Source organism: Virgibacillus siamensis (assembly GCF_900162695.1).
In the GTDB taxonomy this organism is placed as follows: domain Bacteria; phylum Bacillota; class Bacilli; order Bacillales; family Amphibacillaceae; genus Lentibacillus; species Lentibacillus siamensis_A.
The window spans coordinates 2317557-2340198 of record NZ_FUIH01000007.1; the positions used below are offsets into that span (position 1 = coordinate 2317557).

Below are 22642 nucleotides of genomic sequence, written 5' to 3' on the forward strand. Positions count from 1 at the left end.
ATTTAAATAAACATGTCATGCCTACTCCTCATCATATAGATGGCAAGCAACATAATGATTCGTTCCAACGTCCTTAAGCTCGGGACGTGTCACAGAGCAAACATCCATTGCCAGCGGGCACCTTGTATGGAAGGCACATCCTGATGGAGGACTGGATGCACTCGGAACGCTCCCCTCAAGGGTTGTCCCGCTCTGCTCGTAATCAGGGTCAGGTACAGGAACTGCTGAGAGCAATGCCTGTGTATATGGATGCTTGGCCTGTTCATAAATCATTTCACAATCAGACATTTCAACCAGCCTTCCGAGATACATGACTCCAACACGATCACTGATGTGACGAACAACACTCAAATCATGTGCAATAAAAATGTATGTTAAATCAAAACGCTTCTGCAAATCCTTCAATAGATTCAAAACTTGGGACTGTATGGAAACATCAAGTGCTGATACCGGTTCATCGGCAACGATTAATTTGGGATGAACAGCCAGTGCACGCGCGATTCCAATCCGTTGCCGCTGCCCGCCGCTGAACTGATGCGGATAGCGTTTTGCATGATATGTATGTAACCCGACGATTTCCAGCAATTCATTGACTCTCTTTCTTCGTTCGGATGTGTTATCCATACCATGTACTTTCAAAGGCTCTTCAATAATCTTTCCGGCAGTTTGACGAGGATTCAAAGAAGCGAATGGATCCTGAAACACCATCTGAATATCCCTTCGATGGTTCCTCAACTCGCCTTTTGAAAGCTCCGTTAAATTAACATCCTGAAATGAAACGGTACCATCGCTCGGTTCAATTAGTCTTAATATCATTCTTCCAACGGTTGTTTTGCCACAGCCGGATTCTCCGACAAGCCCCAACGTTGTTCCTTTCTCCAGGGTAAAAGAAACACCGTCCACTGCCTTCACTGTGCCAACTTCCCGATTTAACACTCCTCCGGTAATGGGGAAGTATTTTTTTAGATTATTTACTTTCAGCAATATCTCGCTCATTTTCCTTCTCCTTTCTATGTTCGTGAAGGAAACAGCGGACTCTCTGCCCATTTGCGGAATCAATCAACTGTGGATAGTCCTTCCTGCACCGATCAAAAGCATACGTACATCTGGGTGCAAAGGGACAACCGGATTTAATCGTGCCTGGCTTGGGCACATTACCCGGAATGGAATAAAGTCGGTCGGATTTGAACCGCATATCCGGCACCGATTGGATGAGTCCCTCTGTATACGGATGCTTCGGGCTCTTATAAATGGAACGAACTGTACCTTCCTCAATAACGTTACCAGCATACATTACAACTACCCGGTCACATACTTCAGCAACAACTCCAAGATCGTGGGTGATTAACACAACCGAAGTTTTGGTTTCTTCATTCAGTCGTTTCATCAGTTTTAGAATTTGCGACTGGATTGTAACATCCAATGCTGTTGTCGGCTCATCAGCTATAAGTACTTCAGGCTCACAAGCCATTGCCATTGCTATCATTACACGCTGTCGCATCCCCCCGGATAAATGATGGGGATAATCACGCAAAATTTGTTCAGGACGTGGCATTCCAACCAGTTTTAAATAGTCGATTGCCTGCTGTTTAGCGTTGCCTTTTGAAAACTTTTTGTGAATACGAATGCCCTCTATCAGCTGACTGCCTATCGTAAAAACAGGATTTAATGATGTCATAGGTTCCTGAAAAATCATTCCGATTTCGTTGCCGCGAATTTTGCGCATCGTCTTTTCCGGGGCTGAAGTTAAATCTTGACCTTTAAAAAGAATCTCACCACCGATAATCTTTCCGGGCGGTGTGGGAACTAGTCCCATAACAGATAAAAAAGTCATGCTTTTCCCGCAGCCTGATTCCCCAACAACCCCAAGAATTTCACCGGGATTCACTTCCAAACTGACATGATCAACAGCCGGAATGTTACCATTTTCCGTGAAGAAAGTAGTTTTCAAATCTTTAATTTCAAGAACCGGTTGGGCCATTTCATCACTCCTTTCGTTTTGTTTATTGAAAAACTGTATATGCAAAAAAGCCGTGTATATCAAAAGAGTCCTCATAGGAACCCTATTCATATACACGACTTTTTATTCAATGCTTGTTTATTACAGCGAAAATACTGGGACAAAATTACTTGTACAAAGAAAAAGCCGGCTGGAAAATATACGAGGGATTGAGAGATCTGTCACAATGGCTTTGTAAAAACAAATGCAAGGATGCCTATATTGAATCAACCTTCTGAAGCGAATATCAACCATCAAGGCGAAGGAATCAACCTCCGCCGGTCGAAATCAACCTTCAAGGCGTAGGAATCAACCTCCACCGGACGAAATCAACCTTCAACGCAACGTATCAACCTCCACCCGGACAAAATCAACCCCCAACGCAAAGTATCAACCTCCACCGGACGAAATCAACCTTCAACGCAAAGTATCAACCTCCACCCGGACAAAATCAACCCTCAACGCGTGGTATCAACCTCCGCCGGTCGAAATCAACCCTCAACGCAAAGTATCAACCTCCACCGAATGAAATCAACCCTCAACGCGAAGGTATCAACCTCCACCCGGACGAAATCAACCTTCAACGCGAAGTATCAACCTCCACCGGATGAAATCAACCCTCAACGCGTGGTATCAACCTCCGCCGGTCGAAATCAACCTTCAACGCGTGGTATCAACCTCCGCCGGTCGAAATCAACCCTCAAGGCGTAGGCATCAACCTTCACCCGGACAAAATCAACCCTCAACGCAAAGTATCAACCATCCGTTATTTCTTTCTGATGCCTATCACGCGTCCGGCTTCTTTTGGTTTTTCAGCTGGTGTATAGTTTGCTGCCAGTTCTGTTACCTTTGCAAAAACTGCTTCAGGAAATGGTGCGGCCCTGCCAGCTTCCTGATCCATTCCCATCAGCATCTGTTCGCTTGTAGCGGCACGCTTTCCGTCATTCCCATACAACTCAAAAAAGGCATGTACACGCTTGGCATCATAGTCCAGGATGCTCAGATGGATCTCAAGCAACTCATCAAGCTCCATTTCGACCAAATAACAAACATGATTTTCCAGTGTAAACATCGTATATTGGTTTTGATCACGAAATTGTTCAGTGATGCCGATCACATTCATCAATGCATCCACACCCCAGCTGAATGCTCGTACATATTCAGCATCGTTCATATGGCCATTGTAATCAATCCAGTCTTCCCGGACATGGTCACGTAAAATAATTTTACCCATCTGTACTTTCCCCCGTTCGTTTAAAGTTCTCCTGTCAGATTGGCGCTTGGCCAGTATTTTTCCAGCAGCTGCTGTAATTCAATTAAAAATTGATTGCGCCGTTCTTCCAGCTTTTCCATTTCGACGCCGGCCGTCTGCTTTTCACAGCCTTCGATCACTTTTTCGGCCAGTTCGTCAGTCAATTCAGGTGCTTCCAGCTTTGTCCACGGCAGTTTCAATGCGGGTCCGAACTGTTCAAGCAAATGGCGCATGCCTGCTTTTCCGCCGCCCATATGCAGTGTCATAAATGGTCCCATCAGTGCCCAGCGCAGCCCGGGGCCATATACGATAGATGCATCCACTTCTTCTGTAGTTGCCACACCATCATTCACGATATGCAATGACTCGCGCCAGATAGCCTCCATCAGACGGTCTGCAATGTGTCCTTCAATTTCTTTGTTAACAATGAGAGGCTTCATATTCAATCCGCTGTAAAATGCTTTTGCCTTTTCCACAAAATCAGCATCAGTCTTTTCCCCACCGACTACTTCAACCAATGGCACCAAATAAACCGGATTAAACGGATGGGCAACCATAACGCGCTCCGGATGCTGCTGACAGTCCGCCTGCAATGTGCTTGGCAGGATACCGGATGTGCTGGATGCAATCACAGCTTCTGCCGGCGCGTGCTGATCAATCTCGGCTATTACCTTCCGCTTCAGTTCCTCTCGTTCCGGAACATTTTCCTGGATGAAATCTGCATTCTGAAGAGCTTTACCGAAATCTTCTTCAAAGCGTAGGTTCTCAATGGACGCACCTTCCGCAAGGCCCATCTGTTCCATCGACGGCCACGCATGTTGAATGGCCTCCCGCATCCGTTCCTCTGCTCCGGGAGCTGGATCTGTTGCTGTTACGTTATAGCCGTTTGCCAGATACCGGGTAATCCAGCCATTGCCAATCACGCCGGTTCCAACAACGGTGATGTGTTGTATCGTATTAGTCATATTAATCATTTCCTCCATTTGGATTTCGTAAGTTTAATAATTCACGTGCTTCAGCAGGTGACATAACGTCGGACCCGAGACTTTGTGTAATGCCGACAGCCTTATCAACAAGCTGTTCATTCGTTGCAAGCTGACCCTTTTTCAAGTAAAGATTATCTTCCAAACCGACACGAATATTTCCGCCCTGCAGTACGGATTCGGCAACGACCGGCATTTGCATACGTCCGATTCCAAATGCTGCCCATTTTCCATTCTCCGGAATTCTGCTCTTCATATAGGACAACGTTTCCGCGTCAGATGCAGCTCCCCATGGGATTCCAAGGCAGAATTGGAAAAGGGGGTCACCGTCAATCAGCCCTTCCTGTACTAACTGATTGGCAAAGCGAATCTGTCCGGTATCAAAACATTCCAATTCAGGTTTCACACCGCTCTCTTGAACCAACCTTGCTTGTTTGCGCAGCCAGTCAGTCGGGCTGACATACAGCATGTTGCCAAAGTTAACACTTCCGCAATCAAGCGTGCACATTTCCGGAAGCAATTTTCCAACCGGTTCATGACGCTCTTCCGGTGTCTGAATATCAGTTCCGGCACCGCCACGTGTCGGATCTTCCTCACTCGGAATCCAGTCACCGCCGCCGCCGGATGTAATATTAATAATGACATCTGTGTCTGCTTCACGAATACGTTCAACCGTTTCCTGAAATAAATTCACATCATGACTCAGCTGCCCTGTTTCCGGATCACGAACATGCAGATGTGCTATGGTTGCACCTGCCTTCGCAGCTTTTATTGCAGAATCCGCTATCTCTTTCGGTGTAACCGGGACATGCGGGCTTTTGGCGGTTGTATCACCTGCACCTGTCACCGCACATGATAAAATCACTTTTTTATTCATTCAAATCACTCCTGTTCTTTGGTATATATTTAAAGATTTCGCCGCTTTCGAAAAACACGATAAGGCGATCTATCCAATCATAATAATTTGTCCATTCATGGGCTTCTTCCAACAGTTCATTTATTATCTGCTCTTTAGCAGGTGTTAATTTTTTCCCCTGTTGTTGCAACTCATTCAATTTGGTCATCAATTTTTGTTCAAATTGTTTATTCCGCTTAATTGCTTTCTGCCAGGTTGATGTAAACAGCGAGATAAATGTTTCATAATAGTCCTGCTCCACTTGATAGAGATCTTTGCGGACACCTTTTTTAAAAACGCGCTCCGCAATGTTCAATTCCATCATTTCTCTGACTACCTGGCTCATTCGCGTTTTGCTCATTCCTGTTTCAGCAGATAATTCATCCAGAGTCATTGGTTCCCGATGCATATAAATAATGCCGAGTACCCGTCCAACCGTCGGAGACACACCAAACGCATGCATATTATCCATAATCTTTTCCACAAACTGCGCTCTTACCCCATCGATTTTCGCTTCCATCCATATCCCCTTTCCGAATAACCTTCCCGTACTATATCACATGATGCAAAACCTTTAAAAAATTGAATCCATGTGTATTTTTAAGATACTCAAAGGAAAATGAAGCATATTAATTATAAACTTTATAAACAAAAAAGTTTATACTTTTTATGAAGTTTACATGTTGTACAAAGTTAGATACGATGAAAAAGTTCTTAAGACAGACTGCCCGATTATCAATACACTCGACGCGGATACGTTTCATCCTATTGTCTTTCCGATAGTAAAAACGTAACCGCCGAAACAACTAAACAAATTTATGGAGGTGGCATTTACTTGCTTACATTTCAAGATGTTTCGAAAATATACGACGGTGGAAAAAAAGCCGTTGCGAATATGACATTAGAAGTGGAAAAAGGAGAGTTTATCGTCTTTATCGGTCCGAGTGGATGTGGAAAGACGACGACAATGAAGATGATTAACCGGTTAATCGAACCATCAAACGGAACAATTTCCATTGAAGAAGAAAACATTCTGGATAAAGACCCGGTGCAGCTGCGACGGGAAATCGGATATGTAATCCAGCAGATAGGTCTGTTCCCGCACATGACAATCCAGGAAAACATTTCACTGGTGCCAAAGCTTTTGAAGTGGCCGGTGGAAAAGCGCAGGAAACGGGCTGAGGAATTGCTTGGACTTGTCAATATGGACTCGGAATACCTTGATCGATTCCCGCACGAACTGAGTGGCGGACAGCAACAGCGGATTGGCGTGCTGCGTGCATTGGCGGCGGATCCTCCTCTAATTTTAATGGATGAACCATTCGGTGCACTCGATCCAATTACAAGGGATTCCCTTCAGGAAGAATTTAAAAAACTACAGCAATCACTGGGCAAAACAATTGTGTTCGTTACACATGACATGGACGAAGCACTGAAACTTGCTGACCGAATTGTTATTATGCGTGATGGCGAGATTGTGCAAGTGGGAGCGCCGGATGAAATTTTGCGTCAACCAGCCAACGAATTTGTGGAACAATTTATTGGGAAAGATCGGCTGATTCAAGCACAGCCAAATATTCAAACTGTCGAGCAAATCATGAATCCTGAGCCTATAACCATTACACTGGAACAAACTCTGAGTGAGGCTATACAAGTAATGAAAAATAAACGGGTCGACACGCTGCTTGTGGTAAATGAAGAACAAAAACTGCAAGGATTCATTGATATCGAGATCATTGATCAAAGCCATAAGAAAAACACTCTTGTCAAAGAGGTTGTGGACAAAAATTTATATAAAGTGGAAAAAGGAACTTTATTGCGTGATTCCATTCATCGGATACTGCGTAAAGGAATCAAAAACATCCCTGTCGTGGACAAGAACCAAACACTTCTCGGCATTGTAACACGGGCAAATCTGGCTGACATTGTCTATTATACGATCTGGGGCGAAATTGAACCAAACCAATCAGCTGGATAATGAAAGGAGATGAAATTGTTGCTGGACTTTTTAGCCAATAATGGTACACAACTATTAATGAAAACCTGGGAGCACTTTTACATTTCACTGGCCGCAGTTCTATTAGGGATCCTTGTGGCAGTGCCGCTCGGGATTTTGCTGACACGAACACCGAAAATCGCCGGCTTTGTAATTGGAACGGTCGGGGTTGTTCAGACGTTTCCAAGCCTCGCTATTCTTGCGTTTTTCATCCCTATTCTCGGAGTAGGAAAAATACCGGCTATCGCAGCATTATTTTTCTATTCCATGCTGCCTATTCTCCGGAATACATTTACCGGTGTGAAGGATGTCAATAAAAGCCTGTTGGAAGCAGGAAACGGAATGGGCATGAGCAGCTGGCAGCGTGTTTTACATGTGGAGCTTCCGCTTGCAACACCAGTTATTATGGCGGGGATCCGGGTTTCCACTGTATATTTAATCGGCTGGGCAACACTCGCTTCCTTTATCGGAGCCGGTGGACTTGGCGACTATATATTTAATGGACTCAATTTATACCGGCCTGACCTGATTCTTGCTGGGGCTATTCCGGTTACATTGATGGCCCTGTTAACCGATTTGCTTTTCGGATTTCTTGAAAACCGTCTGACACCAAACGGTATACAGGACCAGCAGGATGCAGCATAGGAAAGGAGAGGAATCATGACCGTGAAATTTGCAAACATCAAAACAGTTATCATATTGCTGATTTCGCTCGTACTGCTTAGCGGCTGTTCATTGCCTGGCCTTAGCGGTCCAAAAGAAAAAACAGTAACAGTCGGTACATTGGGCACAGCTGAATCGGCAATTATGGGCAATATGGTTAGTTTAATGATTGAACACTACACTGACCTCCAAACAGAATTAATTACCAACATGGGATCATCCACGGTACAGCATAAAGCCATTTCCAACGGGGAAGTTGACATTACTGCCACCAGGTACACCGGTACGGATCTTGTCGGTGCACTTGGCATGGATCCAATTACAGACCCTGACAAAGCGATGAAAATTGTTAAAAGAGAATTTCAAGATCGATTTAATCAGACGTGGTTTGATTCATACGGATTTGCCAATTCATATGCTTTTACCGTAACAGAAGAACTGGCCAAAAAAGAAAACCTCAAAACTGTATCCGACCTTAAAGCCATTGCATCGGAACTTCGACTTGGCGTGGACAGTGCCTGGATTAGAAGACCGGCTGTCGGATATGAGTCATTTAAGAAAACGTATGGATTTAAATTTAACCGTATTTTCCCAATGTCAATCGGTCTTGTGTATAAAGCAGTTGAGAGCGGCGAAATGGATGTCGTGCTTGCTTATACAACAGATGGCCGTCTGGAGGCATTTGATCTGGTTACACTGAAAGACAATAAACATCTCTTTCCGCCATATGACGCTTCACCGGTTGCACGAAATGAAGTATTGAACAAACACCCTGAATTAAAGGATATCCTGCATAAGCTGGCAGGAAAAATCAGTACGAAAACAATGCGTCAGTTGAATTATCTCGCCAACGTTGAAATGAAAGAACCAAAAGTTGTCGCAAAGGACTTTTTGGAGAAACACAACTACTTTGAAAATGATTAACAGGAGGTGACGGCATTGCAGATACTACAGGATCTATGGATTTATTATACGGAAAATTTCAGTTATGTATGGGAGGAGTTTTTTCGGCATTTCCTGATGTCAGCGTATGGTGTGTTGTTCGCTGCCATTATTGCGATTCCAACAGGTATTTTCATCTCAAGGCATGCTAAGCTTAGCTCATTTGTTATTTCACTGACAAATATCATTCAGACCATACCGGCTTTGGCAATGTTGGCTGTTTTAATGCTGGCCATGGGGCTGGGGGCAACAACCGTCGTATTCGCCCTGTTCTTATATTCACTTCTGCCGATTCTAAAAAATACGTATACAGGCATGAAAAATGTGGATAGCGCACTCTTGGAATCGGGGCGCGGCATGGGAATGAATAAATTCCAGGTGCTGCGAATGGTGGAGCTGCCTCTTGCATTATCTGTTATTATGGCGGGGCTCCGTACTGCCCTTGTCATTGCAATTGGAATTGCCACCATCGGAACATTCATTGGTGCCGGAGGACTTGGTGACATTATCATTCGCGGAACCAACGCCACCAATGGAGCACCAATCATCTTAGCCGGTGCCATTCCAACAGCTGTCATGGCAATTATTGCTGATATCGGGATGGGATGGCTTGAGCGTTTCCTGTCCCCTGTCAAAGACAAAAACACAAAGAACAATCAGGAAGCAGCATAACATCTAAGCATTCCCGGTCCAAAAAACAAACGATGGCCGGGAATCACTTTTAGGAGGAAAAATCAATGCAAATCATTCTTGATAAAAATGTTGCCTGCACATTACGTGATGGAACTGTACTCTATGCCGATATTTACCGTCCGGGAGATGAAGGGACTTATCCGGTTTTGCTGACGCGGCTGCCATATGGCAAAGATCTTCCCTTTTATTCACACCGTTATCTGGACACCAATCGGCTTGTACAAAATGGTTATGTTGTAATTATTCAGGATGTTCGCGGCCGGTTTGAATCAGAGGGTAACTTTATACCATTTATCAACGAAGCCAAAGATGGTTACGATACGGTGGAATGGGCAGCCTCTTTACCTTATTCATCCGGAAAAGTCGGAATGTTTGGCTTATCGTATTATGGTTTTACCCAACTGGCTGCAGCTGCTGAAAACCCACCACATTTAAAAGCCATTTTTCCATCGCAAAGTCTGAATGATCCAAGACGTGGTAACATGTATCATTCCGGAGCATATGGACTTGGCACTTCCGAAACCTGGGCACTTGAATCGATTGTGCCTGACATGCTGAAACGTAAATATGGAAATGACACGGAGAAATACCGGGAAATGATGCTAAAAACAGCGGACTACATGAATCACATCCATGAATGGTATCATTACAAACCAATCAATGAATGGCCTCCGCTGAAAGAGCTGAGAACAGCGGATTATTTCTTTACATTTCTGGATCTTGAATTGAATGACAGCTACTGGGAACAAGCAAGTGTTTACAATCGGTACGAAAAAATGAATGTTCCAGCATATCATGTTGCCGGGTGGTATGACTCCCTGCTGCAATCAACCCTGGATAACTATGTGGAAATGAACAAACAAAACAATCAACAGCAAAAGCTGATTATCGGACCATGGGCACATGGGGACTTTAAATCTGTCATAGGAGAACGCAATTTTGGCGTTCACGCCTCGGAAGATTGGATAGATTTAAAAAATGATTTGACCGGGCTCCATATTGATTGGTTCAATCATTGGTTGAAAGATGAACAATCCGATTTTTTACAGGAATCGCCCGTAAAACTGTTTGTGATGGGGAGCAATGAGTGGCGGAACGAGCAGGAATGGCCCCTCGCGAGGACGCAGTATACACCATTTTATTTACACAGCCGCGGTCAAGCGAATAGAAGCTCAAGTGACGGCACATTATCATTTACGAAACCTGAAGATGAATCATTCGATTCATACATCCACAATCCGGAAAACCCTGTACCGACAGTTGGCGGGGGAACACTTTATGATGGTGTACAAACAACCGGTCCACACCATCAGGGAAAAATTGAAGACAGGGACGATGTTCTGATCTATACCTCGAAAAAATTGGAGGTCCCAGTTGAAGTGACAGGACCGATCAACATGAAGCTATGGGCGTCAACTGATGCACCCGACACTGATTTCACTGCAAAATTAGTCGATGTTTTCCCGGACGGAACCGCAATCAATTTAACTGATGGGATTGTCCGTGCCCGCTACCGAAACGGATATACACCGGAACCGGACCTTTCTGGAGAAATTGTCAAATACGAAATTGACTTATGGGCAACAAGTAACGTATTTTTGCCGGGGCACCAAATCAGAATCGAAATTGCCTCCAGCAACTTTCCACGTTTTGATGTGAATCCCAATACTGGAAAAACAGCCCGGGAAAGTACTAAAACTAAATTAGCCCAACAAACAATTTATCATAATACGAAATATCCATCACATATCGTATTGCCAATCATCCCGACCAGAACAACAGAATAATAAATAAGAGGCTGTCATTCAAAAGTTCACCTTTTGAGACAGCCTCTTTCCTACCGTGTATTAATTATTTTATGTCTTAACAAGCATATCATGGACTTTTTGAATCTCTTCGTCAGGAACAATCAAATAGTAGGTTCCGCCAATGTTTGTACCGTTTCCTTCAATCATATAACTAACTACATTTTCACGGACACCCCGATAATGTAACATCAAACTCTTCATGTCATCAAAATCCAGATTAGTCGTCATATTATTGCCAAGCACATCAAGCATGTCACCAATTTTTCCCACGGATGATATGCTGGCACCTTTGTCAATGATTGCCTGAATAACCTGGCGCTGACGCTGTGTCCGTCCAAAGTCACCGCGCGGATCCAAGTGGCGCATTCTTACATATCCCATCGTTTGTGGTCCGTTCAAATGGATTTGTCCTTTTTCATAATGATAGCCCTTTTTATAGTAACCTTCATCATACCAGTCAAGTGGATTGTTTACGGTGATTCCACCAACTGCATCAACCATTTGCGACAGCCCCTGCATATTCATTTCGACATAGTAATCCAGCTCTATATCCAATAGATTCTCAACAGTCGCAATCGACATATCTGTTCCGCCAAATGCATACGCATGGTTGATTTTATCCTCATAACCTTTACCAACAATCATCGTTCGGGTGTCTCGCGGAATACTTACAATCTGCATCTTGTTTTCGTCAGGTTTCAGCGAAAGTACCATCAGTGCATCGGAACGGCCTCCATCACCCGGCCGCTGATCCACGCCAAGCAACAAAATATTAAGCGGTTTCTGCTCGCTTAATTTTTCCTTTCCAACATCCTGATCAATCGAATCGACCGGATTATGGATTTCCCCGTTCACTGTTTCTTTCGCATCACTGTATATGGAGTATGCATAAGCGAAAAGTCCCAGAACAAGAACACAAAAAATTGCCAGCGTTATCCTCAATCCACGGCGTTTCTTTGATTTATTATGCTTATCTATTCTTCTTTCCGTCATATGTTTGAGCCTCTTTCATTAATTCAGATTTACTCATTATAACATATTAAAACTAGTTTGATAACATGATAAAATATGATGACATTCCAATTAAGGGACTTTAAGAGCAGAATATTCGTACTCCGCTCCCAAGCCCATATTATCAACTTATTTCAGTAGTGAATGAATTACTTTTCCATCCATATTCCCACCCGATACAAGAACGACTATTCGCTTTCCTTCAGCCGGACGCGCTAAGGCTGCTGCAACTGAAACGGCAGCGGAAGGTTCAATTACCTGCTTCATTCTAGTCAGTATAAAATCAAAAGCCTTCCTAATTGCATCTTCTTCCACCAGTTGAAGATCATCCACGTAACGTTGAACAGCCGGGAAAGTCAACTCCCCTGGAATCGTTGTGCGCAGTCCATCAGCAATTGTCGAGGTGGCATCAATTGTTACGCGTTCACCGCTCTGCAGCGATAAATAAGTATCATTGGCAAGTGCCGGCTCCACTCCGATTACCCGAATCGATGGTTTCATTTCCTTGATTGCGGTAAGTACACCTGAGATTAGCCCGCCACCGCCAACAGGCACATACACTTCATCAATGTTATCCACTTGTTCCAGAATTTCCATCCCTATTGTTCCTTGACCCGCCATAATAAGTGGATCATCATATGGGGGAATATATATTCCATCCCCGCCTTCACAAATTTCCTTCGCCCGCTCAATCCGTTCAGCGGACGTTACCCCGCAGAATTCCAGGTTCCCATTATACGCCTGAATCGCTTTTTGCTTGTTACTTGCGGCATCTTCCGGGACTACAATGGTCGATGGAATGCCCAGTTTATTCGCTATGTATGCCACCGCCTGGCCGTGATTCCCGGATGAGGCAGCGACAATGGATTTCGGATTTTGCTGTGCCACATCCTTCACCTTATTTGTTGCACCCCTAATCTTAAATGAACCTGTTTTTTGCAGGTGTTCACCTTTCAGGAAAACTTTATTTCCAGTGTTGATTGATAATGTTTCGGAAGTCATAATTGGTGTTTGTTTGACGATATCGGAAATTGTTTCCCTTGCTTGATAAATCTGTTTAAGTCCTATCATTCCCATTTCCCCTTTCTTTCCTTTGCCAGTTGCTTTTACAGGAAGGGTCCCCCTACTTTCTCAACTGGTATTATACCCCGAAATATTTTGAATGGCTAATATGTAAAATCCTGATTTTTACTGGAGCATTTTTAGATACAGCAATTATCAAATTCATATCATCTGTGCTATCCCGGGTAATTCTTGACAGTTGCATAAAAATTGGATAAATTTTAACTATTAAACGATGATTGCTAAAGGATGGGATACAGTGACTTTTAAAACGGCTGATTTATGTGATGATTTTTCGAACGAACTGACTGTCTGTAAACAAGCATTTACTTCGTATGGAAAGAAAATAGCATTTTCCGGACCCATTTCAACCGTCAACGTGCTGGAAGATAATGTATTAGTGGAAGAATCCCTTGAGACCATCCCGGAAGGCAATATCCTTGTCGTGGATGGCGGTGCATCCAGAAATTGCGCACTGATGGGGGACCGTTTGGCCGGAATCATGGTGAAGCGTAATCTTGCCGGTGTTATCATCAATGGGTGTATTCGCGACAGTGCGGACATTGCACAGATGGATGCAGGTGTTGTTGCCTTGGGAACAAATCCATTAAAAAGTAAAAAAGAAGGAAAAGGCGAAAAAGATATTACCGTTACATTTGGAGAAGTAAATTGGAAACCTGGCAACTATGCATATGCTGATGAAGACGGTATTGTCATTTCTGAAAAAAAGCTGATTTAACTGCTTTATAAAAAGAAACACATCTAAAACCCCCATACCACATCACAATGGTATGGGGATAGCTTTATGTTTTATGCCATTCCTTTTTCACTTGTATCTCGGGATTAGAATTTAGTGATGCTTGGATTGTGTACGTTCCTTTTTGAAGCTGGTCAGGCAGCTTGAATTCAAATGATGTTTCCTCCGCCTGTTTTAACTTGATCGCCTTATCATTTATAGCAACTGTTTTTTCAAAAACAACTTTCCCGGTATTATCAGTTATTTCAATGCTATAGGCGGGATCAGTTGCAAATTTAAATTTTTTTATATGCTCAGTCTGATTCTTCAGCTTAAAGATTGCCTGTTCCTTGCCAATTGTAATGCTTGGTACGATCTTTCCTGCAACAATCCCACCACTGTTTTCACCTTTCGTTGGCGGTTCGTTCTGTTTTTCACCTGAATGGCTTTGGTCACTTCGACCGCATGCAGTTAAAGCAATAACTGCAATGCCTGCCACTATCAGCAACAACATCCTGCTCCAAGGCACCATACTCATCTCCTTATTATACAAGTGATTTTACTACTGTACGCCGATCTGATCCCATGCTCTTGCTACACCATCATATTCAGATCCCTGACCATAGATATCCTTGGCGGACTGAAGCAATGCTGCACGTGCATCACTGAAGTTACTGTATGGATTCAAATAAACGGTAAGTGCACGGTAATATATTTTTTCCGCTTTATCTTTGCCGATACTTTCCATGGTAAGATACGCTGCTTTATTTGGAATTCCGCTGTTAATGTGCACTCCGCCATTATCCTGGTTTGTTTCAACATAGTCCTGCATATGGGCCGGCTGATCATATGCCGGTGGATTGGAAATACTGCGCAGGGCATCTCCACTTTTGCCGGGAGTGTACACATCTTCACCCAGCAAATAATCGTCACGGTCAACAAATGCAGCAAAAACGTCTGACATGGATTCATTTAACGCGCCGGGCTGATTCCGATAGACAAGCCCTGCAGAATGCCCTGTAACTGCATGTGTCAGTTCGTGCGCCACCACATCCAGCGCGCCGGAAAGCGGTGCAAACGTCTGCCCGTCGCCATCACCATATACCATTTGCTGGCCGTTCCAAAAAGCATTATTATAATTATTTCCATAGTGGACTGTCGAACGGATTGATGCACCATTATCATCATAGCTGACACGGTCAAAATTGGTATAATAATAATCGAATACTTTATCCGCATATGCATGTGCATCCACAGCTGCTGCCTGTTTATCTGCGGTGAATGCATTATCACTGTCAGTTACCAGAGCCCCTGGCAACGTACTTCCATTTTGAGCAGTATATGTTTCAATTACGCCATTCATTGGATTGGTCACATCATATAATTGGTATTGGCCATTTTTCAAATACGTATTCAATTCTTTCGTATCTCCGAGGACTCCGGTACCAGTTCCTTTTGTTGCTTCAGCATCTGTGACGGCATTATAGGAGTCAATAACCGATCCATTGTCAGCATCAACAAAAATCTGCCAGTTCGCAGGTTTCGGATAAATAAACTGAAGCTCCACATGATAAGCCAGTTTATTCGTTCCGTTGTGCGAATAAACAACCATTTCCGCATTTTCCGCGCTGTTTTTCACTCCGGATTGACTTAATGACGCATTGTCACCATCGTCCGCTTTCGTTTGCTCTTTCGTCAGACCAATAGAATCCCATGCATTTTTAACGGCTTTATTTTTTGAAATACCGGATGTAAGACTGTTTTTCATATGATTAGCTGCCTGTGGATGTACCGCCCCAGTCACAGCGCTGACGTAATCTTTCTTATTTGTATGGACAGTGAACTCCGCTCCGAAAACAGGAACGCCGTTAACGGTTTGTTTAAACGTATAATGCGTCATGCCCAGATCGTCAGTCTTTTTTTTCACAAACTCCAAATCCGAATCGGGGTCCAGCTGAAAGACATTACGCTTTTCTTCCAAATACTGCTTCACTTCATGAAGTCCACTCACCTTTTTTTCAGACAGTTTACCTGAAATAAATGAAGGTGTGCCAGCGCTTTCATTCCAAACTACCTGGAAATTGGAGTGAGTCATTGACTTCATCGCGTTTAATGTTTGTGTACCCAATTCTTCCGCACTAATACTGCTCGCTCCCACTGTAAGCCCCAATGCCAGAACCGTTCCTGTCATCGTTCGTTTAAGATTCATCTAAACCACTACCATCCCTTTTTGTTATTTAAAGCGCGCACTTTAGTGAATCTATTTGCACTGATAGATTCAACGACGTCCACCAAAACATATCAAATATATCTAAAAGTTCCCATAGTTAAATAGGAATATCTTGGTCCTGTTTTGTAATGTTTTGTAGGAAAATGCGCCAATAACAATTTTCAGGATAAAGCCGGTTTTGTCACAGATGACGTCACATCCAACCCCTTTTTAGTCCAAAAGAATCAGTCAATAAAATATTACAATTGAAACAAAAGTTTAATAGATTACTGGAAAATGCAATCCATCCTATTCGACAAAAATCGACAAAATTCATGAAGTGCCTGGCACCTGTCGAATTTGATTTGCAAATATGGAAATAGTATAATATTCAACCAGTGTGCGTACTATATAATTTGACATCTGGGAGGAATGATGATGAAAGAAGTACAACGTTGGACATATTTTATAGTGGTAATTACATTGTTGCTGTTCGTTATTGCAGGATGCAGCAGCGATAGTGCAAAGGAAAACGGTGACGGCAGCGCGGAAGAAAAAGATAAAGGAACGATACATATCGGCCTTCAAAATTGGGCTGAAACGATAGCCGTTGCCAATATGTGGAAAATTGTTCTTGAGGATAAGGGTTACGATGTAAAACTGACCTCCGTAACGAAAGGAGCATTGTATTCCGGCCTTGCGGATGGAAGCATTGATGTCAATTTGGAAGTCTGGCTGCCACACACCGACAAGCCCTATGTACAACGATATAAAGAGGACATTGTCAAACATGATGGGTGGTACAAAAATACGAGGCTCGGATTAGCAGTTCCGGAATATGTAGACATCGACAGCATGGATGAATTAAACTCAAATAAAAAAGCATTCGATGGTAAAATTATTGGAATCGAACCAGGTGCAAGCCTGATGAAAATGACTGACAAGGCTGTAAAAGAATACAACCTGGATTATGATCTGATTGAGAGCTCTGGCCCATCCATGACTGCACAATTGAAAAAGAAATATGAAGAAAAAGAACCGATTGTTGTAACACTCTGGAACCCACATTGGGCATTTGCGGTATGGGATCTGAAATACCTGGATGATCCCAAAAACGTTTACGGGAAGCCTGATAGTGTCTACTGGTACTCACGTAAAAACTTTAAAGAGGAATTTCCTGAGGTAAGTACATGGCTGGATCAATGGGACATGTCACATAAGCAGCTCTCTTCACTCATGAATGTCATACGGAAAAATGACAACGAGCCGAAAAAAGGTGCTGCCAGGTGGATTGAAAACCACCAGAAACTGATCGAAAAATGGGTTGCGGAAAAAGAATAAAACTGACAAAAGCACACCTGTCACGAAACAGGTGTGCTGATTTATTTCTCGCAACCACCTTAACAAACGAACTCACAACAACAAATACGCTATCGGAGTCACAATAACAATCGTCAAAATTGTCCGTTCAAACCAGATTACCAGCAGTTTCGGAATGCTGATTGGGATTTCAGTCGATAAAATACAAGGAACCAAAGCAGAAAAGAAAATAATCGCCGAAACAGATAACACCGCAACCACAAATTTCGTAACCAACGATGCTTTAACTACCAGTAATGCAGGTAAAAACATTTCCGCTATCTCAATTGAAGCAGCCTTTGCTGCCAGCAATGGTTCCGGTAATTGTACCACCCATGTAAATGGATAAAAAATATATCCCAAAATATCAAAAACTGGTGTATATGTTGCTAAAATTAAGCCGAGCAATCCAACAGACAAAATGGATGGCAAAATTGCCGCGGCCATAATAAATCCATCCTTCAAATTCACCCATATATTTTTAAAAAGCGGCAAGGAGTGTTCCGTTGTATCCATTGCTTGACTCCAGGCCTCTTCAAGACGATTTTCGTTAATCTTTTTCTCGGGAAATCCTTCCTGGCCATTATAATAGGAATCACTTATTTTATTTAAAGGCCAAATCCGAACTGTGATAGCGGTTACAAGAAACGTAACGACTAACGTCACCCAAAAATATAAATTCCAAATATCCATGATCCCAAGTGTTTTTGCAACAACAATCATGAACGTGGCTGATACCGTCGAAAAGCCTGTTGCAATGATGGTTGCTTCCTTGATTGTATATTTCCCTTCCTTAAATACCTTGTTCGTGATTAACAGACCAATTGAATAACTTCCTACAAAAGAAGCGACTGCATCAATTGCTGAACGGCCTGGAGTGTTCCAAATTGGTTTCATGACAGGCTGCACAATTACACCTATGAATTCCAAAAGTCCATAGCCAACCAAAAGCGCCAAAAATACTGCTCCAATTGGAACCAGAATACCAACTGATGTAACGAGACTATCAAATAAGAATGGCCCCAGATCGGGAGCAAACAGCCATTCAGGACCGAAGTTAAAGACAAGCATTAGCGCAACAACCATCCCAATCACCTTAAAAAAAGACAGAACCGTATATACAGTATCCTTATTCCACGTTTTATTTACAAAAGGATGCACTGCACCAAATATGATGACAAACAGGATATAGTAAGGTACAGCAGCCGTAAAGTTTTCCTGTACAAACGTAACCATATGATCCAAGGGAATCGTGGACTTCCCATTCATGGTAATCGGGATAAAAAATGTAAATGCACCAATAAAACTGTAAATCACAAACTTCAAAATATTTTTCCCGTTTGTATGATTCGTTTCCTTTGTCACAACATCATTTGCAGGATTCTCCATATCCACCCTCCATTATCATCCTTATCAAATCCCTTCGCCATAAACCGTTTTCCTTATTTGTTTAGATTCAGGCTGTCAATCATATAATTTAGACGTTTCATGTTCATCCTGCCGTTTCACTTCTTTATCCGTTTCTCCATTCTTGTTTGTATATACAATACCGATACCCAAGAAAGAAATGATAATGGAAATTATGGGAGTTGCCAGATTCATGATGGCATACGGAGCATATTGCAATGCACCAACACCCAATGTACTCAAAATAAAGACACCTCCAGTTGTCCACGGCAGTAAAGGCGCAGTTACCGTCCCTCCATCCTCAAGTGCCCTTGACAGATTTTTCGGATGCAAATTTCTGTCACGATAGGTCTTACTGTACATTCTTCCCGGTATCACAATGGAAATATATTGCTCTGCTGTAATCACATTAGTCATAAACGATGACAATACCGTAACACCAAGTAGGCTCCCATCCTTTTTTACTATCTTTAATATTTGGTTAACGATAACTTTCAACATACCTGCACCTTCCATGATTCCACCAAAAATCATCGCTACCATGGCCAGTGAAACTGTATACATCATTGAGCTAATCCCGCCCTGATTTAATAGTGAATCCACTGTATCGTTTCCTGAATCGATGTGATATCCATCCTGAAGAGCAACGACAGCATCACTGACATTCGCCCCCTGAACAAATACTTCAGCCAGGAATCCAAGAATAATACCTGCTGCTAGTGCAGGGAGAGCCGGAACCTTTTTTACGATAAGTAAAATTACAATCAGCGGAATTAATAATAGCCACGGGGAAATTAAAAAATTCGCCTGAAGCTCCTTTATAACAGCTTGAATATTGCCGCTTTGAATTGTCCCGCCGGCATAATTCAGACCCATAAACCAATAAATGATTAACGCAATAATTGTTGCAGGGACTGTTGTGTAAGTCATATGGCGAATATGCTGGAACAAATCGGTCTCCGCCATGCTTGAGGCTAGAACAGTTGTATCAGACAGCGGTGACATTTTATCACCAAAGTAAGCACCGGAAATAACTGCACCGGCTACCATTGCTGGTGGAAACCCCATGCTTATACCAATTCCCATCCCCGCTATCCCTACTGTCCCCATGGTTGACCACGAACTGCCGATCATGATGGAGACAATGGAACATATAATCATAATGGTCACTAAAAACAGGGAAGGCGAAATTATTTTTAACCCGTAAAATATCATGGTAGCCACAATTCCACTGCCAATCCATGAACTAATAATCATACCAACCGCAATAAGTATAATTACAGCCGGGAGCACCTTGTAAATTCCGTTATAAATAAAGTTTTCTATTTCCTTCCATTTATATCCGCTTTTCCATGCAATAAAGGCAGCTACCATTGCTCCCAGAATTAAAGGGATATGTGGAGCACCATGAAAAACCAAAATGGTAAAGGACATCGCAACAATCATTACTATAAATGGGATAATCGACAATACAAGCGAAATCTGTTTTCTCGAATCCTCCATCATTCATTCCCCCTCTTTAAATGAACATAGCTATAAACATTATTCATTGCTAGTTTTGTAATATAACAACGGGCTAACAGATTGGCCCGGCAATGTGTCATCAGTCTGAAGCTGCTGCTTCCGTTTTTCACAATCGGTTAGTTAAAGCTATTCATCGTTTCCGCTGCTAAATATGCTGCAAGTTTGACCGTCTTCCCATTTTCATCAACACGTGGGTTTACTTCTGAAATATCAAAGCTGAGCGTTTTTTCTTTTGCTGCTGCATAAGCCATTATTTGTTTGACCGTTTTAGGATCCAGCCCCAATGGTGTTGGTGCACTGACCCCCGGCGCAGCAGAGGCCATTATGGAATCTGTACATAACGTCAGCATAATGTAATCATAGTCATTGGAAAAATCATCAATCTTACGCACTGTGTCCTGGAAATTCCCGGATTCCACTTCATGTTGCAGCATATATTTGCACCCAAATTCATCCGCTATATCGAACAGTATTTTTGTATTTCCAAACTTCTGCACCCCAAGACATAAATAACCGGCATTTTTGTCCTGTTCCATAATTTGTCTGAACATCGTACCGGAAGATGGCAATGCATCATCACGCAAATCAAAATGCGCATCAATATTTATAATGCCGAGCTTCGGGTCTTTACCAAGAAACTTTCTGACACCCAAGTAGTGTCCATATACCGTTTCGTGGCCACCACCAATAATTATAGGGGTTGCCGATAAATTTAGAATACGTTCAACTTGTCCGCCAAGTTCCTCCTGTGCCTTTTCCAAATCACTGCCTTCACATATGACATTCCCTGCATCAACTAATTCACCTTCCAAATGATAAGGCAGTTTTGCAAGTTCCCGACGTACAGCATCCGGAGCTTCACTTGCCCCTTGACGGCCTTTATTGCGTCGTACACCTTCATCACTGGCAAAACCAATTAAATTGAAAACGCCATCATTTCGATGCACTTCACTTATATCCTGCATTTTTACAACCTGATGGAATCGAAATCCGGACAATTCCTGATCACTATCCACTCTTCCACGCCATAGTTCTTTGTTTGCTGGGGTATAAATTTTGAATCACCTCTTAATATTTCTGAATACTACAACTTTACATAAAATTATATTCGTATTACTCTATAAATACCAATACATATTTTTTATAATTTCATAGATTTTATCTATAATGGAGGGAATGGAATGGAAATACGGCAGCTCAAATATTTCGCAACATTAGTGGAGGAAACCACATATACACAAGCAGCAGAAAAACTTCACCTTACACAGCCTTCATTAACCGCATCCATGAAAAAGCTGGAAAAAGAACTTAATTTTGCACTAATCGATAAACGTTACCGGGAGTTCCGATTAACCAATGAGGGACAAATTCTGTATCACGAAGCTAAAAAACTGCTGAATCATTTTGACCATGTATCACATGAAATGACCCGGCTGAAGGAAGTGGGACCGCCAAATCTGTCCATTGGATTAATTGAATCATCCATGTTTTTTATTCCCGCAGTTTTGGAGAACTTTAAGGAAGAACAGCCAGATGTGAGGGTCAGCTTAATGGAAACATTAAGCCTTTCCGATGTAACAAAAGCACTAAGCAATTTTGAAATTCATATGGCGATAACCAATCAGTTCATTCAAAATGAGCAAATTCAAACCATCCCAATTTATAATGAGCGGCTGGTTGCATTAATCCCGCCCGGCCATAAACTTGAAAGTCTGGAAAAAATTCACATAACTGATTTGGAAGGACAAGATTTCATTGTATGCAAAGAAGGGTTCCAAACAAGAAAAGATGTTGTAGACGCATTCCACAGGAAAGGTGTCTATTTAAACATTCGATTTGAAATCGAACGATTCGAAACTGGCTGCAGTCTTGTTGAAAGCGGTCTTGGAATTACAGTAATACCGGAAAACTATGTACGCTTTTCCAACAAATCGCTCCAAACCATGATCAAACCATTCCATGACCCCAGCATCGCCAGAACAGTATATTTGGCATATGACAAAAATAGATATCTGCCACCCGTTGTGAAACGGTTTATCACACTGGTCAAGGAATTTTTTTGAAGCGTGGGGACGGTTAGGCTTCCTGCACAATTCCAAGCAC

Annotated in this window: 21 protein-coding genes; 8 read left to right on the forward strand and 13 right to left on the reverse strand. The window is 42.6% G+C overall.

Going from position 1 to position 22642, the window contains the following annotated elements:
• Nucleotides 1-21: 21 nt before the first annotated feature.
• The 6 genes from B1K71_RS15325 to B1K71_RS15350 form a co-directional block, all read right to left on the reverse strand.
• Complete coding sequence (locus tag B1K71_RS15325; protein WP_077328563.1) at nt 22-996, reverse strand: ABC transporter ATP-binding protein; 975 nt, start codon at nt 994-996, stop codon at nt 22-24.
• Nucleotides 968-1981, reverse strand: coding sequence for an ABC transporter ATP-binding protein (locus tag B1K71_RS15330; RefSeq protein WP_077328565.1), 1014 nt, complete (start codon nt 1979-1981; stop codon nt 968-970). Before B1K71_RS15330 ends, B1K71_RS15325 begins: the two co-directional genes overlap by 29 nt.
• A 784-nt stretch (nt 1982-2765) precedes the next feature.
• Nucleotides 2766-3233 carry a thioesterase family protein gene (locus tag B1K71_RS15335; RefSeq protein ID WP_077328567.1) on the reverse strand — a complete coding sequence of 156 codons (468 nt, stop codon included), beginning with the start codon at nt 3231-3233 and terminating at the stop codon, nt 2766-2768.
• Between the two features lie 20 nt (nt 3234-3253).
• The gene (locus B1K71_RS15340; protein ID WP_245799308.1) at nt 3254-4216 is read right to left on the reverse strand and encodes a 3-hydroxyacyl-CoA dehydrogenase NAD-binding domain-containing protein; all 963 of its coding nucleotides are present in this window, start codon (nt 4214-4216) and stop codon (nt 3254-3256) included.
• A gap of 1 nt (nt 4217) precedes the next feature.
• On the reverse strand, nt 4218-5111 hold the full coding sequence (locus B1K71_RS15345; protein ID WP_077328571.1) for a 3-keto-5-aminohexanoate cleavage protein: 894 nt from the start codon (nt 5109-5111) through the stop codon (nt 4218-4220).
• Entirely contained in the window at nt 5104-5649 is a 546-nt protein-coding gene (locus tag B1K71_RS15350; protein ID WP_077328573.1) for a GbsR/MarR family transcriptional regulator, read from the reverse strand. The genes B1K71_RS15345 and B1K71_RS15350 overlap by 8 nt, the downstream gene beginning before the upstream one ends.
• A gap of 315 nt (nt 5650-5964) precedes the next feature.
• Between B1K71_RS15350 and B1K71_RS15355 the strand changes: the two genes are divergently transcribed.
• The 5 genes from B1K71_RS15355 to B1K71_RS15375 all read left to right on the forward strand — a co-directional run bounded on the left by B1K71_RS15355 (nt 5965) and on the right by B1K71_RS15375 (nt 11210).
• Complete coding sequence (locus B1K71_RS15355; protein ID WP_077328575.1) at nt 5965-7107, forward strand: betaine/proline/choline family ABC transporter ATP-binding protein; 1143 nt, start codon at nt 5965-5967, stop codon at nt 7105-7107.
• Between the two features lie 9 nt (nt 7108-7116).
• A complete protein-coding gene (locus tag B1K71_RS15360) occupies nt 7117-7770 on the forward strand; it encodes an ABC transporter permease (RefSeq protein WP_077328577.1) in 654 nt (217 codons plus the stop codon).
• Nucleotides 7771-7785: 15 nt separating this feature from the next.
• A complete protein-coding gene (locus B1K71_RS15365) occupies nt 7786-8712 on the forward strand; it encodes an osmoprotectant ABC transporter substrate-binding protein (RefSeq protein WP_077328578.1) in 927 nt (308 codons plus the stop codon).
• Between the two features lie 15 nt (nt 8713-8727).
• The gene (locus B1K71_RS15370) at nt 8728-9402 is read left to right on the forward strand and encodes an ABC transporter permease (RefSeq protein ID WP_139343340.1); all 675 of its coding nucleotides are present in this window, start codon (nt 8728-8730) and stop codon (nt 9400-9402) included.
• A 65-nt stretch (nt 9403-9467) separates the two neighbouring features.
• Nucleotides 9468-11210 (forward strand): CocE/NonD family hydrolase, encoded by a 1743-nt coding sequence (locus B1K71_RS15375; protein ID WP_077328580.1) that lies wholly within the window; start codon nt 9468-9470, stop codon nt 11208-11210.
• A 69-nt stretch (nt 11211-11279) separates the two neighbouring features.
• Here the strand turns inward: B1K71_RS15375 and B1K71_RS15380 are convergent, their stop codons facing one another.
• The gene (locus B1K71_RS15380) at nt 11280-12224 is read right to left on the reverse strand and encodes an LCP family glycopolymer transferase (RefSeq protein ID WP_077328582.1); all 945 of its coding nucleotides are present in this window, start codon (nt 12222-12224) and stop codon (nt 11280-11282) included.
• A gap of 147 nt (nt 12225-12371) precedes the next feature.
• The gene (locus tag B1K71_RS15385) at nt 12372-13313 is read right to left on the reverse strand and encodes a threonine/serine dehydratase (protein ID WP_077328584.1); all 942 of its coding nucleotides are present in this window, start codon (nt 13311-13313) and stop codon (nt 12372-12374) included.
• A gap of 250 nt (nt 13314-13563) precedes the next feature.
• On the opposite strand from B1K71_RS15385, the gene rraA reads away from it, so the two are divergent.
• Nucleotides 13564-14043, forward strand: a complete 480-nt coding sequence (rraA, locus tag B1K71_RS15390) for a ribonuclease E activity regulator RraA (protein WP_077328586.1) — start codon at nt 13564-13566, stop codon at nt 14041-14043.
• A gap of 64 nt (nt 14044-14107) precedes the next feature.
• Here rraA and B1K71_RS15395 read toward each other — a convergent pair whose 3' ends face one another.
• Entirely contained in the window at nt 14108-14569 is a 462-nt protein-coding gene (locus B1K71_RS15395) for a BsuPI-related putative proteinase inhibitor (RefSeq protein WP_139343341.1), read from the reverse strand.
• Nucleotides 14570-14602: 33 nt separating this feature from the next.
• Complete coding sequence (locus tag B1K71_RS15400) at nt 14603-16249, reverse strand: M4 family metallopeptidase (RefSeq protein ID WP_077328589.1); 1647 nt, start codon at nt 16247-16249, stop codon at nt 14603-14605.
• 438 nt (nt 16250-16687) lie between these two features.
• Here B1K71_RS15400 and B1K71_RS15405 point away from each other — a divergent pair, with 438 nt between their 5' ends.
• A complete protein-coding gene (locus B1K71_RS15405; protein WP_077328591.1) occupies nt 16688-17590 on the forward strand; it encodes a glycine betaine ABC transporter substrate-binding protein in 903 nt (300 codons plus the stop codon).
• 72 nt (nt 17591-17662) lie between these two features.
• Here the strand turns inward: B1K71_RS15405 and B1K71_RS15410 are convergent, their stop codons facing one another.
• The 3 genes from B1K71_RS15410 to hutG form a co-directional block, all read right to left on the reverse strand.
• Complete coding sequence (locus tag B1K71_RS15410) at nt 17663-18997, reverse strand: YjiH family protein (RefSeq protein ID WP_077328593.1); 1335 nt, start codon at nt 18995-18997, stop codon at nt 17663-17665.
• A 75-nt stretch (nt 18998-19072) separates the two neighbouring features.
• Nucleotides 19073-20518 (reverse strand): Na+/H+ antiporter NhaC, encoded by a 1446-nt coding sequence (gene nhaC, locus B1K71_RS15415; protein ID WP_077328595.1) that lies wholly within the window; start codon nt 20516-20518, stop codon nt 19073-19075.
• A gap of 137 nt (nt 20519-20655) precedes the next feature.
• Nucleotides 20656-21594: a formimidoylglutamase gene (gene hutG / locus B1K71_RS15420; RefSeq protein WP_077328597.1), complete on the reverse strand. Its 939-nt coding sequence runs from the start codon at nt 21592-21594 to the stop codon at nt 20656-20658.
• Nucleotides 21595-21720: 126 nt separating this feature from the next.
• Here hutG and B1K71_RS15425 point away from each other — a divergent pair, with 126 nt between their 5' ends.
• Nucleotides 21721-22602 carry a LysR family transcriptional regulator gene (locus B1K71_RS15425; RefSeq protein ID WP_077328599.1) on the forward strand — a complete coding sequence of 294 codons (882 nt, stop codon included), beginning with the start codon at nt 21721-21723 and terminating at the stop codon, nt 22600-22602.
• Nucleotides 22603-22642 lie beyond the last annotated feature (40 nt).

Excerpts from the sequence above, each read along its gene's own strand:
- B1K71_RS15325 (WP_077328563.1), bottom strand. The coding sequence starts at position 996 with ATGAGCGAGATATTGCTGAAAGTAAATAATCTAAAAAAATACTTCCCC.
- B1K71_RS15330 (WP_077328565.1), bottom strand. The coding sequence starts at position 1,981 with ATGGCCCAACCGGTTCTTGAAATTAAAGATTTGAAAACTACTTTCTTC.
- B1K71_RS15335 (WP_077328567.1), bottom strand. The coding sequence starts at position 3,233 with ATGGGTAAAATTATTTTACGTGACCATGTCCGGGAAGACTGGATTGAT.
- B1K71_RS15340 (WP_245799308.1), bottom strand. The coding sequence starts at position 4,216 with ATGACTAATACGATACAACACATCACCGTTGTTGGAACCGGCGTGATT.
- B1K71_RS15345 (WP_077328571.1), bottom strand. The coding sequence starts at position 5,111 with ATGAATAAAAAAGTGATTTTATCATGTGCGGTGACAGGTGCAGGTGAT.
- B1K71_RS15350 (WP_077328573.1), bottom strand. The coding sequence starts at position 5,649 with ATGGAAGCGAAAATCGATGGGGTAAGAGCGCAGTTTGTGGAAAAGATT.
- B1K71_RS15360 (WP_077328577.1), top strand. The coding sequence starts at position 7,117 with ATGAAATTGTTGCTGGACTTTTTAGCCAATAATGGTACACAACTATTA.
- B1K71_RS15365 (WP_077328578.1), top strand. The coding sequence starts at position 7,786 with ATGACCGTGAAATTTGCAAACATCAAAACAGTTATCATATTGCTGATT.
- B1K71_RS15375 (WP_077328580.1), top strand. The coding sequence starts at position 9,468 with ATGCAAATCATTCTTGATAAAAATGTTGCCTGCACATTACGTGATGGA.
- B1K71_RS15380 (WP_077328582.1), bottom strand. The coding sequence starts at position 12,224 with ATGACGGAAAGAAGAATAGATAAGCATAATAAATCAAAGAAACGCCGT.
- B1K71_RS15385 (WP_077328584.1), bottom strand. The coding sequence starts at position 13,313 with ATGATAGGACTTAAACAGATTTATCAAGCAAGGGAAACAATTTCCGAT.
- B1K71_RS15400 (WP_077328589.1), bottom strand. The coding sequence starts at position 16,249 with ATGAATCTTAAACGAACGATGACAGGAACGGTTCTGGCATTGGGGCTT.
- B1K71_RS15405 (WP_077328591.1), top strand. The coding sequence starts at position 16,688 with ATGAAAGAAGTACAACGTTGGACATATTTTATAGTGGTAATTACATTG.
- B1K71_RS15410 (WP_077328593.1), bottom strand. The coding sequence starts at position 18,997 with ATGGAGAATCCTGCAAATGATGTTGTGACAAAGGAAACGAATCATACA.
- nhaC (WP_077328595.1), bottom strand. The coding sequence starts at position 20,518 with ATGGAGGATTCGAGAAAACAGATTTCGCTTGTATTGTCGATTATCCCA.
- B1K71_RS15425 (WP_077328599.1), top strand. The coding sequence starts at position 21,721 with ATGGAAATACGGCAGCTCAAATATTTCGCAACATTAGTGGAGGAAACC.